Origin of the sequence: Streptomyces sp. NPDC058052, assembly GCF_042885515.1 — a bacterium.
Lineage (GTDB): Bacteria > Actinomycetota > Actinomycetes > Streptomycetales > Streptomycetaceae > Streptomyces.
In genome coordinates this window covers 192,650-206,026 of sequence record NZ_JBHVRX010000005.1, presented here as the reverse complement: position 1 = coordinate 206,026, position 13,377 = coordinate 192,650, and the positions used below count along the sequence as shown (strand labels likewise).

General features: G+C 72.9%; 15 protein-coding genes. 6 read left to right on the top strand and 9 right to left on the bottom strand.

Annotated elements, in window-relative coordinates:
• The first annotated feature begins 193 nt into the window (after positions 1-193).
• From ACFVU3_RS09805 to ACFVU3_RS09795, 3 genes are all read left to right on the top strand, one after another.
• Positions 194-1,222, top strand: a complete 1,029-nt coding sequence (locus ACFVU3_RS09805) for an Lrp/AsnC family transcriptional regulator (protein WP_390065211.1) — start codon at positions 194-196, stop codon at positions 1,220-1,222.
• Positions 1,223-1,479: 257 nt separating this feature from the next.
• On the top strand, positions 1,480-1,779 hold the full coding sequence (locus ACFVU3_RS09800) for a DUF6191 domain-containing protein (RefSeq protein WP_390065210.1): 300 nt from the start codon (positions 1,480-1,482) through the stop codon (positions 1,777-1,779).
• Between the two features lie 70 nt (positions 1,780-1,849).
• A complete protein-coding gene (locus tag ACFVU3_RS09795) occupies positions 1,850-2,599 on the top strand; it encodes an SURF1 family protein (protein WP_390065208.1) in 750 nt (249 codons plus the stop codon).
• Positions 2,600-2,717: 118 nt separating this feature from the next.
• On the opposite strand, the gene ACFVU3_RS09790 is transcribed toward ACFVU3_RS09795, so the two are convergent.
• The 6 genes from ACFVU3_RS09790 to ACFVU3_RS09765 form a co-directional block, all read right to left on the bottom strand.
• Positions 2,718-3,986: a hypothetical protein gene (locus ACFVU3_RS09790; RefSeq protein ID WP_390065207.1), complete on the bottom strand. Its 1,269-nt coding sequence runs from the start codon at positions 3,984-3,986 to the stop codon at positions 2,718-2,720.
• Positions 3,983-4,720 carry a SigE family RNA polymerase sigma factor gene (locus tag ACFVU3_RS09785; RefSeq protein WP_390065205.1) on the bottom strand — a complete coding sequence of 246 codons (738 nt, stop codon included), beginning with the start codon at positions 4,718-4,720 and terminating at the stop codon, positions 3,983-3,985. Before ACFVU3_RS09785 ends, ACFVU3_RS09790 begins: the two co-directional genes overlap by 4 nt.
• 348 nt (positions 4,721-5,068) lie before the next feature.
• Positions 5,069-6,337 carry an aspartate kinase gene (locus ACFVU3_RS09780; protein ID WP_360602561.1) on the bottom strand — a complete coding sequence of 423 codons (1,269 nt, stop codon included), beginning with the start codon at positions 6,335-6,337 and terminating at the stop codon, positions 5,069-5,071.
• Positions 6,338-6,463: 126 nt separating this feature from the next.
• The gene (locus ACFVU3_RS09775; RefSeq protein WP_390065204.1) at positions 6,464-7,120 is read right to left on the bottom strand and encodes a DUF5063 domain-containing protein; all 657 of its coding nucleotides are present in this window, start codon (positions 7,118-7,120) and stop codon (positions 6,464-6,466) included.
• Between the two features lie 56 nt (positions 7,121-7,176).
• The gene (recR, locus tag ACFVU3_RS09770) at positions 7,177-7,776 is read right to left on the bottom strand and encodes a recombination mediator RecR (protein WP_390065202.1); all 600 of its coding nucleotides are present in this window, start codon (positions 7,774-7,776) and stop codon (positions 7,177-7,179) included.
• A gap of 58 nt (positions 7,777-7,834) precedes the next feature.
• Positions 7,835-8,170, bottom strand: coding sequence for a YbaB/EbfC family nucleoid-associated protein (locus ACFVU3_RS09765; RefSeq protein WP_189849084.1), 336 nt, complete (start codon positions 8,168-8,170; stop codon positions 7,835-7,837).
• A gap of 289 nt (positions 8,171-8,459) precedes the next feature.
• Here ACFVU3_RS09765 and ACFVU3_RS09760 point away from each other — a divergent pair, with 289 nt between their 5' ends.
• On the top strand, positions 8,460-9,164 hold the full coding sequence (locus ACFVU3_RS09760; RefSeq protein WP_390065458.1) for an SLATT domain-containing protein: 705 nt from the start codon (positions 8,460-8,462) through the stop codon (positions 9,162-9,164).
• 27 nt (positions 9,165-9,191) lie between these two features.
• On the opposite strand, the gene ACFVU3_RS09755 is transcribed toward ACFVU3_RS09760, so the two are convergent.
• From ACFVU3_RS09755 to ACFVU3_RS09745, 3 genes are all read right to left on the bottom strand, one after another.
• A complete protein-coding gene (locus tag ACFVU3_RS09755; RefSeq protein WP_390065200.1) occupies positions 9,192-9,842 on the bottom strand; it encodes a hypothetical protein in 651 nt (216 codons plus the stop codon).
• Positions 9,843-9,954: 112 nt separating this feature from the next.
• Positions 9,955-10,668, bottom strand: a complete 714-nt coding sequence (locus ACFVU3_RS09750) for a GntR family transcriptional regulator (protein ID WP_390065198.1) — start codon at positions 10,666-10,668, stop codon at positions 9,955-9,957.
• A gap of 114 nt (positions 10,669-10,782) precedes the next feature.
• Positions 10,783-12,144 (bottom strand): aspartate aminotransferase family protein, encoded by a 1,362-nt coding sequence (locus ACFVU3_RS09745; protein ID WP_390065196.1) that lies wholly within the window; start codon positions 12,142-12,144, stop codon positions 10,783-10,785.
• Positions 12,145-12,311: 167 nt separating this feature from the next.
• Here ACFVU3_RS09745 and ACFVU3_RS09740 point away from each other — a divergent pair, with 167 nt between their 5' ends.
• Together ACFVU3_RS09740 and ACFVU3_RS09735 are read left to right on the top strand one after the other, a co-directional pair.
• Positions 12,312-12,905, top strand: a complete 594-nt coding sequence (locus tag ACFVU3_RS09740) for a DJ-1/PfpI family protein (RefSeq protein ID WP_390065195.1) — start codon at positions 12,312-12,314, stop codon at positions 12,903-12,905.
• Positions 12,902-13,363, top strand: coding sequence for a MarR family winged helix-turn-helix transcriptional regulator (locus ACFVU3_RS09735; RefSeq protein WP_390065193.1), 462 nt, complete (start codon positions 12,902-12,904; stop codon positions 13,361-13,363). The genes ACFVU3_RS09740 and ACFVU3_RS09735 overlap by 4 nt, the downstream gene beginning before the upstream one ends.
• Positions 13,364-13,377: the final 14 nt, after the last annotated feature.

The window sequence follows — 13,377 nt, the reverse complement described above, 5'->3', positions numbered from 1 at the left end:
CCATGGTCTCCATCCCCCGTGCGTCCCCGTTTCGCTGGATATGGCCCGGCCGCCGGGTGTCGTCGCTGTGACGTACGGCCGATTTCATGGCCATCGAGCGCCAAGGCGGCTTGAATGCATATGCCCTGGTCCACATCCTGGGGTGCCCCCGGAGCCACGACCAAGGTTTTCCGGGGATCGGCCAAGGAGGGAAATGCGTACCGGGGAATCCGTCCTGGGAGAGGCGGACATGTCGCTGATCCACGCACTCCAGATACTGCCGCGGGCCAGCTGGACCCAGCTCTCCACCGTCCTCGGGACCGGGCCCGACACCCTCGCGCGCCGCTGGGAGCACCTCACCGCCGGCGGCCACGCCTGGACCTCGCTGCTCATCGCCCGGCGCGGCACCGAGGCCGCCCTCTACGCCTGGGTCGAGCTGGAGTGCACCGCCGACAGCGTCGAGGCCACGGCGGTCGAACTCTCCGGCGACCCCGGCACCCTCGGCGTGCACGCGGTGACCGGCGGCGCCGACCTGATCCTCCTGCTGATCGCACCGGACCTGCCCGCCCTCGACGCCTACGTCACCGGCCGGGTGCGCCGGCTGCCCGGCGTGCTCCGGGCCCGCACCCAGGTCGTCACCCGGATGCACAACCGCCCCTACCGCTCCCGCGTCGAGCACCTCACCCCCGCGCAGGCCCGGCTGCTCGCGGAGGTCACCGCGCTGGACCGGCGGGACGGGGCACGCGCGCGCGTGGTCCCCCAGGTGACGGAGCTGGACCGGCGGCTCGTCGCGGAGCTGTCCGGCGACGCCCGCAGGTCCGCCGCCGAGCTGGCCCGGCAGTGCGGCACCAGCGAGTCGACGGTACGGCGCAGGCTGGACGTCCTGTCGGCGGGCGGTGCGCTCCACCACCACTGCCAGCCCGCGCCCCGCTTCTCCGGGCGCCCGGTGTGGGCGATGGTGACGGCCCAGGTGGCGCCGCTCGACGAACCGGCGACGGTGGCGGCGCTGACCCGGGTGCGCCGCACCCAGGTGATCACCTCGGTGACCGGTCCGCACAACCTGGCGGTGGCGATGTGGCTGGGCTCCGTCGAGGAGCTGCACGAGATCACGGCGGGGCTCGTCCGGGCGGCGCCGGCGCTGCGGATCACGGGGACGGCGGTCAGCATGCGCACGTACAAGATCGGGGCCCAGGTGCTCGGCGCGGACGGCCGCCGGACGCACCACGTCCGCCCGGAGGCGTGACCGGGGCGCGGGCCCCTTGGTTCCACGTGAAACCGGACTGGGGGTCCCGGCCCCTTGGTTCCACGTGAAACCACGGGCGCCGGGGAACGGCCCCCCTCCCGGCCCCTCCCGGCCCGTCCCACTCCCCCGGCACGTCCGGCCCCTCCCGCTCCCCGGGCCTCCCGGCCCCTCCCACTCCCCCGGGCCCTTCCGCTCCCCCGGGCCCTTCCGCTCCTCCGGCCCTTCCGGCCGTCCGGGTCCCGTGGTCTCCTGAGGGCATGGAGTTCGCCGTGTTCGTGACGCTGCCGGGTCTCGTCATCCTGCTGACCGCGGTCGCCTTCGCCGACCAGTTCCTGCGCATGACCGGCCGCGGGAAGCGCCGGGGCACGGTCTCCTCGACCGGCTTCGAGCAGCTGCACGCCACCTTCTCGCCGGGCAAGCAGAGCGAGCTGAAGGAACGGCAGAGCGCCCTGCTGCTCCGCGACGACGAGGAGGACGGCGCGCCGCCGCGCCGGACCACGGTGGATCTGGCGGGCGGCCGCGCGGTGATCCGGCTGGGGCCGGGCGCGACCCTCTGAGGGGCGCGGGGGCCGGGATTCGGGTGCCCTCCTGGCGGGGCTCCGGGGCGGTCCCCGTACCGTGGGGGGCGTGTACCGGTTCCTGAGGACCCCCCGCTGGTGGGGAATCAATCTCTTCGTCCTGCTGGCCATCCCGTTCTGCGTGTTCATGGGGACCTGGCAGCTGGGCAAGTTCGAGGATCGCGTCGACTCCCACCAGGAGGCCGAGCGGAAGCCCGACGCGGGCACGCAGCAGGCCGAGCCACTGGCGTCGCTGCTGCCGGTGGACAAGGAGACCTCCGGCCGCGCCGCCGAGGCCGGCGGCCGGTACGGGGAGCAGTTCCTGGTGCCGGACCGCACGCTGGACGGCAGACCGGGCTCGTACGTGCTGACGCTGCTGCGGACGGACGAGGGGCGGTCGCTGCCGGTCGTCCGGGGCTGGCTCCCGGCGGGCGCGGAGGCCCCGGCCCCGCCGTCCGGCGAGGTCACGGTCGTGGGCGCGCTCCAGGCGTCGGAGAACCAGGGCACCAAGGGCGTGCGGACGGCCGGCGGGCTGCCCGAGGGGCAGCTCGGCATGATCAGCGCGGCCTCGCTGGTGAACGTGGTGACCGACGACGTGTACGACGCCTGGATCACGCTCACCGACTCGCCGGCCGGTCTGACGCCGGTGCCGGCGGCCGCGGCGGCGGGCACGGGTCTGGACGCGAAGGCGTTCCAGAACCTGGGCTACACGGCGGAGTGGTTCGTCTTCGCGGGCTTCGTGGTCTTCATGTGGTTCCGGCTGCTGCGCCGGGAGGCGGAGTCGGCCCGGGACGAGGCGCTGGGCCTGGCCGAGCACTGACCGGCGGGACGGGACGGACAGGACCGGGACGCACAGGACCGGGACGGACAGGACCGGGACGAGGCGAAGGGGCCGGGGGAGATCCCCCGGCCCCTTCGCCGTGCCGTGCGGGGCGGGCTCAGCCCTTGAGCAGGCCCGTCCGGTAGACCGTGCCCGCGCAGGCGCCGGAGAGCACCGTGGTGACGGTGGGGTCGCCGGGCTCCGCGGTGTGGCTGACGGAGACGCTGCCCTGGACCGGTTCGGCGCGCATGAGCTGGGTGGTGACGCCGGAGTCGGTGCCGGAGCCGGTGCCGCTACCGGTGCCGCCGCCGGCCTCGGCGCCGCCCGGGACGGTGCCCTCGCCGCCCTCGGAGGCCGTGGGCGTGGGCTCCGTCGGGGTCGGGGTCGGTTCGGTGGGCGTGGGCGTGGGCTCCGTCGGGGTGGGCGTCGGCTCCGTCGGCGTGGGCTCCGTCGGGGGGTCGACCGGTCCGAGGCTCGGGCAGGTCCCGCTCGGCACCCAGGCGAACTTCACCTGGTACGAGCCGCCGGGCTTGAGCACCACCGAGGCGGACTCCGCCGAGGGGTCGGGCAGGCCGGTCGCCGGGTCGCCGTTGCTGTGCCGCACGACGCCGATCCGGTTCGGGTCGGCGGAGCCGATGGTCGAGACGCCGACCAGTCCGTCGCCGTCGACCACGCAGGTGGCGTCGGAGGCGTTGACGATGGTGAAGCCGCCGTAGACGACGCCGGTGGCGTCGGCGCCGCTGTTGTACGCGCCCGCCGACTGGAGCGTGCCGCGGCCGCAGCTGGGCACCGCGCCGGAGCCGGCGGCGGAGCCGGACGCGGCCGGGGTCCCCTTGGGGCCGGGGCGCTGGGTGCCGTTGCCGGTGGAGTCCTTGGTGGGTCCGGTGGTGGGCGAGACCTTGACGGAGGGTGCCTTGGTGGAGGCCGGGCCCTCGGCCTCGGCGCCGGTGCCGCCCTGCGCCTGTTCGCCGTGGCCGGCGAGGGCCGGGTTGGCGGCGGTGACGCCCGGGGAGCCGGCGACGTGGACGAGGGCCGGGACGGCGGTGCCGATCAGGACCGCGGCCGCCGCGGCGCCGACGAGCGCCTGCCGCTTGCGGGCGCGGCGGGCCGGGACGGCGTGCCGGAGGTGGTCGAGGGCCTCGGTGGAGGGTTCGAGCCCCGCGACGGCGCCGTGGAGCAGCCGCCGCAGCGCGAGCTCGTCCTCGCCGTCGTCCTCGCCGGGGCCGGGCTCGAAGTCCATCATCAGTCGTCCGCTCAGGTCGTCACGTCCGACGCGTCCCCGCTCGGGGGCGCGTCCGCTGCGTTCGTCGGGGTCGTGGCGCTCCTCGCCCGCACCGCGCTCGTCGCGCTCGTCCCGCTTCTCGCCGTCCTCCCGCTCCGCGCTCATGCCTTGGCCTCCATGACGACGCGCAGGGCGGCGATCCCGCGGGAGCCGTACGCCTTCACCGAGCCGAGCGAGATCCCGAGGGTCTCGGCGACCTGGGCCTCCGTCATGTCGGCGAAGTAGCGCAGGACGAGGACCTCGCGCTGGCGGCGCTGGAGGCCCTTCATCGCCTTGATGAGGGCGTCGCGCTCCAGCTGGTCGTACGCCCCCTCCTCGGCGCTGGCCATGTCGGGCATCGGCTTGGAGAGCAGCTTGAGGCCGAGGATGCGGCGGCGCAGCGCGGACCGGGAGAGGTTGACCACGGTCTGGCGCAGGTAGGCGAGCGTCTTCTCGGGCTCGCGGACGCGCCGGCGGGCCGAGTGGACGCGGATGAACGCCTCCTGGACGACGTCCTCGCAGGAGGCGGTGTCGTCGAGGAGGAGGGCGGCGAGACCGAGCAGCGACCGGTAGTGGGCGCGGTAGGTCTCGGTGAGGTGGTCGACGGTGGTGCCGGCGCCGGTGGCGGCGGCCTCGGCGGCCTTGCGCGGCGCGGGAATGCCGCTGACTCCGCTCGCGCGGGACTCGGTGGGCACGACGGTGGTCACCGGCGGCCCGTCGAGCGGGCGCGGACGTCCGAGCGGGCGGGCCCCGAGGGCGCGTCCGGACGCGGGGGTGCCACCGGACGCCCGCAGGGGGAGCACGGCCGCGCGCACCCCGCGGAGCGGGGAGATCGCAGGGATGTCGAGTACGTCTGCCACGCCTGTTGGACTCGTGTTCCCCCGGGATGGTTGTACGCGGACACCGCCGTTCTCGGCAGCGTGCTGATCATCCTCATGCGTAACCGTTCTCCCCCTTTGCCCCGTTTCCTCGCGTGTTCCGCGCCACGTTCGTGGGTGAACGCGGAGACGCGCCCCGCCCAACTACTAGTTGCAGCAAGGGGGAAGAGCATCGTCCGCCACCGCATCGCCGCAGTTCAAGGGGGTTCTGCCGCCGAATTGCTCACAGGATGTTCACAGATCCTACGAAGCCACCACAATCGGATACGACGACCGCGCCCGGCCGCTGGGGAGCGGCCGGGCGCGGTGGTGGGGACGCGAAGGGCGCGGTCAGCGCCCGGTGCCGCCGTAGACGACGGCCTCATCCGAGTCGCTGTCCAGTCCGAAGGCGGTGTGGACGGCGGTGACGGCCTCGTTGACGTCGTCGGCCCGGGTGACGACCGAGATGCGGATCTCGGAGGTCGAGATGAGCTCGATGTTCACGCCCGCGTCGGACAGGGCGCGGAAGAAGTCCGCGGTCACGCCCGGGTTGGTCTTCATGCCGGCGCCGACGAGGGAGATCTTGCCGATCTGGTCGTCGTAGCGGAGCGAGTCGAAGCCGATCGCGGTCTTCGCCTTCTCCAGGGCGTCGATGGCCTTGCGGCCCTCGGCCTTGGGGAGGGTGAAGGAGATGTCGGTGAGACCGGTGGAGGCCGCCGACACGTTCTGCACGATCATGTCGATGTTGATCTCGGCGTCCGCGACGGCCCGGAAGATGGCCGCGGCCTCGCCCGGCTTGTCCGGCACGCCGACGACGGTGATCTTCGCCTCGGAGGTGTCGTGGGCGACACCGGAGATGATGGCCTGCTCCACCTTGTCCCCTGTCGGTTCGTTGCTGACCCACGTGCCCTGGAGTCCGGAGAAGGACGAGCGGACGTGGATCGGGATGTTGTAGCGGCGTGCGTACTCGACGCAGCGGTGCAGCAGCACCTTGGAGCCGGAGGCGGCGAGCTCCAGCATGTCCTCGAAGGAGATCCAGTCGATCTTCTTCGCCTTCTTCACCACGCGCGGGTCGGCGGTGAAGACGCCGTCGACGTCGGTGTAGATCTCGCACACCTCGGCGTCGAGCGCGGCGGCGAGCGCCACGGCCGTGGTGTCCGAGCCGCCGCGGCCCAGCGTGGTGATGTCCTTCTTGTCCTGGGACACACCCTGGAAGCCGGCGACGATGGCGATGTTGCCCTCGTCGAGGGCGGTGCGGATCCGGCCCGGCGTGACATCGATGATGCGCGCTTTGTTGTGGACCGAGTCGGTGATGACACCCGCCTGGCTGCCGGTGAACGACTGGGCCTCGTGGCCCAGGTTTTTGATCGCCATCGCCAGCAGGGCCATGGAGATCCGCTCTCCGGCGGTCAGCAGCATGTCGAACTCACGTCCGGCAGGCATCGGAGACACCTGCTCGGCGAGATCGATCAGCTCGTCCGTCGTGTCGCCCATCGCGGAGACCACGACGACCACCTGGTGGCCGTTCTTCTTGGCTTCCACGATCCGCTTGGCGACGCGCTTGATGCCCTCGGCATCGGCAACGGAGGAGCCTCCGTACTTCTGCACGACAAGGCCCACGTGCGCTCCTCGCTCGGTCGGTGCCGCAGCCTGTGCTGCGGTCGGCTCAGTCTAACGAGCGACCGAAAAACACCGGCCTGCTATCACATCCTGAGACGCCGTGCTCAGAGAATGATCAGAAGGGGGTCACAGACCCTTCATCCCCAGCGGTCCCGCGATCTCCTGGATCATCACCCGGCCCGCCTCCTCGGCGAGGTCGTCCTCGGTCAGGTCCTCGTCCGTGTCGAGCCCGTCCAGGGCCGCCAGCGGCTGGTCGAGACGGACGTGCGCGACCAGGGACTGGAGGGCGCGGAGGGTGGCCGAGGCGGTGGGGCCCCAGTTGGAGAAGTAGGAGAACTGCCACCACCACAGCGCCTCGGAGGTGCGGCCGGCGCGGTAGTGGGCGAGGCCGTGGCGGAGGTCCGCGACGATGTCCGCGAGGTTGTCCGAGATCCGGGCCGGGACCGGCGCCTTGCGGGGCTCGTACGGGTCGAAGACCTCGGAGAAGACGTCCACCGGGTCGAGCATGGCCGCGAACCGCTCCCGCAGCTCGTCCACGTCCGGCTCCGGACCCGTGTCGGGCTCGTACCGCTCGTCCGGGAGGATGTCCTCGTGCGCGCCCAGCCGGCCTCCGGCGAGCAGCAGCTGGGAGATCTCCAGGAGCAGGAAGGGCACCGCGCTGTCCGGCTCGTCGCCCTTGGCGACCTCGGTCGTGGCGACGATGAAGCTCTCGACGGAGTCTGCGATCTGGACCGCGAAGTCGTCGGGACTCTGCGTGATGGAGTGGAGCGTGGGGTCAGACATCGAGGAGCCTCCCTGAGAGCTCACCGGCACCGGCCCGGTCCTCCCGCGCCCGGTCGTCATACATCTAGCAGCCTCCGCCCCTCGAAGGCACGGCCGAGCGTCACCTCGTCGGCGTACTCCAGGTCGCCGCCGACCGGGAGCCCGCTGGCGAGCCGGGTGACCTTCAGCCCCATGGGCTTGATCATCCGCGCCAGGTACGTGGCGGTCGCCTCGCCCTCCAGGTTGGGATCGGTCGCCAGGATCAGCTCGGTGACCGCGCCGTCCGCGAGGCGGCCGAGCAGCTCCCGGATCCGCAGGTCGTCGGGGCCGACGCCCTCGATCGGGCTGATCGCGCCGCCGAGGACGTGGTACCGCCCCCGGAACTCGCGGGTCCGCTCGATCGCGACGACGTCCTTCGGCTCCTCGACCACGCAGATGACGGTCAGGTCCCGGCGCGGATCGCGGCAGATGTTGCACCGCTCCTGCTGCGCCACGTTCCCGCAGACCTCGCAGAACCGGACCTTCTCCTTGACCTCCAGGAGCGCGTGGGCGAGACGGCGCACGTCCGTCGGCTCGGCCTGGAGGATGTGGAAGGCGATCCGCTGCGCGCTCTTGGGACCGACGCCGGGCAGCCTGCCCAGCTCGTCGATCAGGTCCTGAACCACGCCTTCGTACAACGGAACGCCCTTTCCGGGTGTGCTCTTGCCCTCTTACGGTAGTGGCTGGAAGTGCCCGCTAGAAGCCCAGGCCCGGCATTCCGCCGAGGCCCTGCGCCAGCGGGCCCAGCTTGGCCTGCTGGAGCTGCTGCGCGTTGTCGTTCGCGGCCTGCACGGCGGCGATCACCAGGTCCGCCAGGGTCTCCGTGTCCTCCGGGTCGACCGCCTTCGGGTCGATGACCAGACCGCGCAGCTCGCCGGAGCCGGTCACGGTGGCCTTGACGAGACCGCCGCCCGCCTGGCCCTCGACCTCGGTCGCGGCGAGCTCCTGCTGGGCGCGGGCGAGGTCCTGCTGCATCTTCTGCGCCTGCTGGAGGATCTGCTGCATGTTGGGCTGGCCGCCACCGGGGATCACGGTCACTCCTCGTGGTTGAAAGGTCGGTCGGTCCCGTCTGGTACCGGTGTTCCGAGCCTACGCGGTCACGGACCGCCCTGCCGCGACAACTCTTTCGAGTGAGAAACTGCGGGCTCCTCTACCTGATCAACACCCTCTTGCGGGCGGAAATCCCGGGATTCCGGGCCCATCGCCCACCATTCGGCGGTAGGAAGGGCAGGCACCACGTGCACCGCACGTCACAGAAGGACACGAGCGCCACGAACGCTGGGCTGAGCAGAGGAGTCCCCCGGTGAGCCACCAGCCGGAGATGCAGCCGCCGGGGCAGCCCGGGGAAGCCGTCCACAGAGATCTGACGGGGAAGCCCTTCCCCCTGGGCGACTGGGGCGAGCCCGCGGAGCGCCTCGACGAGCTCTACCGGTGGGTGGAGGCGGGCGCCCTGCGCACCGCCGAGTGGTACCTCTCGGACCGGGTCTGGAAGCGCCGCTGCGCCCGCGCGCTGCGGATCGGCACCGCGCTCGGGGTGATCGCCGGGGCCGCGCTGCCGCTGCTCGACCTGACCGGGGTCGCCGAGGGCACGGCCGGCTGGGGCTATCTCTCGCTGCTGCTCGGCGCGGCCTGCATGGCCTGCGACCGGTACTTCGGGCTGACGTCCGGCTGGATAAGGGACGTGGCGACCGCCCAGGCCGTGCAGCGACGGCTCCAGGCCCTCCAGTTCGACTGGGCCTCGGAGAGCGTGCGGGAGGTCCTCGGCCCGACCGAGGGGACCGCCAGCGAGGCCGCCGAGCGGTGCCTCGGGGTGCTGCGCCGCTTCTCGGAGGACGTCACGGAGCTGGTGCGGGCGGAGACCGCGGACTGGATGGTCGAGTTCCGCTCGGGCCCCGCGCCGCTGGCCCTCCAGTCGGTCGGGGTCGTCCCGGCCCGGCCGGAGGCGGCGCATCCGTCCGGCCGCTTCCCGCTGCCGCCGGGCACCCGGCCGAACATGCCGCGCCAGCGTCCCCCGGAGGCCCGCTGAGGGCCGCCGGGGTCCACGGGCGGGACGTCAGCTGAGCATGATCATCGAGCCCTGGGCGAGGCTGCGGGTGGCCGCCGCGTGCAGCCCCAGCCAGACGTGCCGCTCCCGGGCGAAGGGGCCGTCGTCGTACGGCGCGGGCGCGGCGGGCTCCTCCAGCTCGGTGGGCCGGGCGGGCGGGGCCGGGGGGGCCGGCGGGTTCGCCGGGTCGATGCCGAGCGCCGGGGCGACGAACTCCAGCTCCCGCAGCAGCCCGTAGGAGGAGCCGAGCGGACCGCCGCCCTCCAGGAGCTGGTCGTTGGAGAGCGGGACGGGGAAGTCGACCGGCACGTAGGCGCCCGCGTGGTCGTAGTGCCAGACCAGGTGGGACTGCTGGGCGGTGGCCTCGAACATCTCCAGGAGCTGCTCGTAGTCCCCGCCGAGCTCGCCGACCGGCTCGACCGGCAGCCCGCAGATCGCCAGCAGGTAGGCGCGGCGCAGGAAGTGCAGGGCCTCGTAGTCGAAGCCGGCGACCGGGGCGACGTCCCCGGAGAGTCCGGGCATGTACGCGTACACGGGCACGGTCGGCAGGCCCGAGGCGCTCAGCACGGCGTCGTAGGCGGCGAGGTCTTCGGCGAAGGGGTTGTCGGGGCTGTGGCACAGCACGTCGACGAGGGGGACCAGCCACAGGTCACAGGCCAAGGGAGGCTCGCTCTCCGTCAGTTCCGGGGAGGGTCAGGGTAGTCGGCGGGGCCGACGACGCCCACCCGTGGGTGGCCTGCCCCGGGAAGAGGGGCCTCAACCCGGCGGCGGGTCACCGGGTGAGCCGGGCCTCCAGGCGGTCGGCCCATTCCAGCGAGTGCGCGTTGTAGGCCCGGACGACTCCGACGGCGGCCTCGGCGTCGCCGCGGGTGACGGCGTCGATCAGCTCCACGTGTCCGGACCAGAGCCAGCCGTGCAGTTCGCGCTCGGCGCGCAGGTAGGGCACGGAGAAGACCCACGCCTGGACGCGGAGGCGGTGCAGGAAGCCGGCGATGTGCTCGTTGCGGGCGACGAGCCGGCCCAGCTCGTGCCAGTAGCGGATGTCGTAGCCGATGAGGACGTCCAGGTCGCCGGCGCGGGCGGCGCGGACGGCGGCCTCTCCCCGGCGGCGGATCGACACCAGGACGACGCCGATGCCGGCGTCCGGCTCGGGGAGCGCGGCGCGCTCGCGCGGGGTGTGGCGGCGGAAGATGCCGTCGGCGACGAGCATCCGGGCCTCGACCATCTCCCGGTAGTCGGCCACCGAGAACTGGTGGACGCGGAAGCCGCGGTGCTGGTCGGAGTCGAGCAGGCCCTCGGCGCAGAGTTCGACGAGGGCCTCGCGGACCGGGGTGGCGGAGACCCCGTACTGCTCGGCGATCTGCTTGACGGTGAACTCCTGGCCGGGCTGGAGACGCCCCGCGAGGACCTCGTCACGCAGAGCGTCCGCGATCTGCCGGCTGAGGGTGCTGCGGGTGACGGCGCTGTTCGCGGACGTGCCGGGCATGCGGATGGGGCCCCCTCCATGAGGTTCCGGAAGACTCTAGTCCAGACCTGGTCCCTCGGGAGGAGGCCCTCGTCACACGGGGTGACGCCGGTGCCGTGCCGTCGGCGGGCGGTGTCAGACCGTGTGCTCGTCGGCGACGGTGAGCGCCGCGTCCAGGGCCGCCAGGCCCTCCTTGACCTCGTCCTCGGAGACGTTGCAGGCGGGGACGGCGTGGGTGCGGTTCATGTTGACGAAGGGCCACAGGCCGTTCTTCTTCGCCGCGGCGCCGAAGGCGGCCATCGGGGCGTTGGCCTCGCCGGCCGCGTTGTACGGGACGAGCGGCTCGCGGGTCTCCTTGTTCTTGACCAGGTCGAGGGCCCAGAAGACGCCCATGCCGCGGACCTCGCCGACGGACGGGTGGCGCTCGGCGAGCTCGCGCAGGCCGGGGCCGAGGACGGTCTCGCCGATGCGGGCGGCGTGCTGGACGACCTGCTCGTCCTCCATCACCTGGATGGTGGCGACGGCGGCGGCGCAGGCCAGCGGGTGGCCGGAGTAGGTGAGGCCGCCCGGGTAGGGGCGGGTCTCGAAGGTGGCAGCGATCTTCTCGCTGATGGCGACGCCGCCGAGCGGCACGTAGCCGGAGTTGACGCCCTTGGCGAAGGTCATGAGGTCGGGGACGACGTCGAAGTGCTCGGCGGCGAACCACGCGCCGGTGCGGCCGAAGCCGGCCATGACCTCGTCGAGGACGAAGACGATGCCGTACTTGTCGCAGATCTCGCGGACGCCGGTGAGGTAGCCGGGCGGCGGGGTCATGATGCCGGCGGTGCCGGGGACGGTCTCCAGGATGATCGCGGCGATGGTGCCGGGACCCTCGAAGGCGATGGTGTCCTCCAGGTGCGCGAGGGCGCGCTCGCACTCCTGCTGCTCGGTCTCGGCGTAGAACGGCGAGCGGTAGAGGAAGGGCGCCCAGAAGCGCACGACGCCGGCGGAGCCGGTGTCGGAGGCCCAGCGGCGCGGGTCGCCGGTGAGGTTGATCGCGGTGGAGGTGGCGCCGTGGTACGAGCGGAAGGCGGAGAGCACCTTGTGGCGGCCGGTGTGCAGCCGGGCCATCCGGACGGCGTTCTCGACGGCCTCGGCGCCGCCGTTGGTGAAGAAGATCTTGTTCAGGTCGCCGGGGGTGCGCTCGGCGATGAGGCGTGCGGCCTCGGAGCGGACGTCGACGGCGAAGGCGGGCGCGAAGGTGGTGAGCTTCGCGGCCTGCTCCTGGATGGCGGCGACCACCTTGGGGTGCTGGTAGCCGATGTTCGTGTAGACGAGACCGCTGGTGAAGTCGAGGTAGCGGTTGCCGTCGTAGTCCCAGAAGTACGACCCCTCCGCGCCGGCCACGGCGAGCGGGTCGATCAGGCCCTGGGCGGACCAGGAGTGGAAGACGTGCGCGCGGTCCGCGGCCTTGACGGCGGCGCCGGCCTGGGGGTCGGGTACGACATGAGGGGTCATGCACCGAAGGGTAAGGAACCCCAGGTGGGGCGGCCATCACCATCTTGTCCACCGAGAACGCGCCGGACGCGACACTGTGCTCTGCCCGCCGGGCGGCTGCGGATTTCGTCGTGCCGCCGGCACCCCTCTTCATTGACAGCATGCTGTCGTCATGGCAGTCTGCTGTCATGACCTCCAGGACCGTTCACCTCGCCGTGTACGACACGCTCGCCGACTGGGAGACGGGGCACGCCACCGCGTGGCTCGCCCGGGCCGGCTTCACCGTGCGGACCGTCGGCCTCGACGCCGGGAAGCCCGTCACCACGATCGCCGGGATCCGGATCGTGCCCGATCTCGCACTGGACGACCTGCGCCCCGAGGAGAGCGCGCTGCTCATCCTCCCCGGGGCCGAGAAGTACGACGAGGGCGACGAGCTCGCCCCCTTCACCGCCGCCGCCCGCGCCTTCCTGGACGCCGGGGTGCCGGTCGCCGCCATCTGCGGGGCCACCGCCGGACTCGCCCGGGAAGGACTCCTCGACACCCGGGCGCACACCGGCGCCGCCTCCTTCCACCTCGCCGCGACCGGATACGCGGGCGCCGAGCGGTACGTGGAGGCGGACGCCGTCACCGACGGGGACCTCGTCACCGCCGGACCGACCGAGCCCGTCGCCTTCGCCCGCGAGATCTTCGCCCGCCTCGGCGCCTACGAGGGCAAGCGGGACGCCTGGTACCGGCTCTTCCACGACTCCGACCCGGCCGCCTTCGCCGAGCTGAACGGGTGAGCCGCGCCCAGCAGGACGCCCTGAGCCGGACCGCCCTCGGCGTCTTCCGGCTCAACGGCCAGTTCCTCGCCGTCTCCGAGAAGCTGGCCGAGCCCGCCGGGCTGACCGCCGCCTGGTGGCAGGTGCTCGGCGCGGTGCTCCGGGAACCGCTGCCGGTGGCGGGGATCGCCCGGGTCATGGGCATCACCCGGCAGAGCGTCCAGCGCATCGCCGACCTGCTGGTCCGCGACGGCCTGGCGGCCTACGCGCCCAACCCGGCGCACCGGCGCGCCAAGCTGCTCGCCCCCACGGAGGCCGGCCGGGCCGCGATCGCCCGGATCGGCCCGGGCCACGCGGAGCTGGCCGCCCGCCTGACCGCCGCACTGGGCGGCCAGGACGCCTTCGAGGAGACGGTGCGGGTGCTGGACCGGCTGTCGGCGGCGCTGGAGTCGGTCGAGGCGACGGAGCGGGCGGACTGACCGGACGCACGCAC

Coding starts and splice junctions, on each gene's coding strand:
- ACFVU3_RS09805 (WP_390065211.1), top strand. CDS start 194: ATGCGTACCGGGGAATCCGTCCTGGGAGAGGCGGACATGTCGCTGATC.
- ACFVU3_RS09800 (WP_390065210.1), top strand. CDS start 1,480: ATGGAGTTCGCCGTGTTCGTGACGCTGCCGGGTCTCGTCATCCTGCTG.
- ACFVU3_RS09790 (WP_390065207.1), bottom strand. CDS start 3,986: ATGAGCGCGGAGCGGGAGGACGGCGAGAAGCGGGACGAGCGCGACGAG.
- ACFVU3_RS09775 (WP_390065204.1), bottom strand. CDS start 7,120: ATGTCTGACCCCACGCTCCACTCCATCACGCAGAGTCCCGACGACTTC.
- ACFVU3_RS09760 (WP_390065458.1), top strand. CDS start 8,460: ATGCAGCCGCCGGGGCAGCCCGGGGAAGCCGTCCACAGAGATCTGACG.
- ACFVU3_RS09750 (WP_390065198.1), bottom strand. CDS start 10,668: ATGCCCGGCACGTCCGCGAACAGCGCCGTCACCCGCAGCACCCTCAGC.
- ACFVU3_RS09745 (WP_390065196.1), bottom strand. CDS start 12,144: ATGACCCCTCATGTCGTACCCGACCCCCAGGCCGGCGCCGCCGTCAAG.
- ACFVU3_RS09740 (WP_390065195.1), top strand. CDS start 12,312: ATGACCTCCAGGACCGTTCACCTCGCCGTGTACGACACGCTCGCCGAC.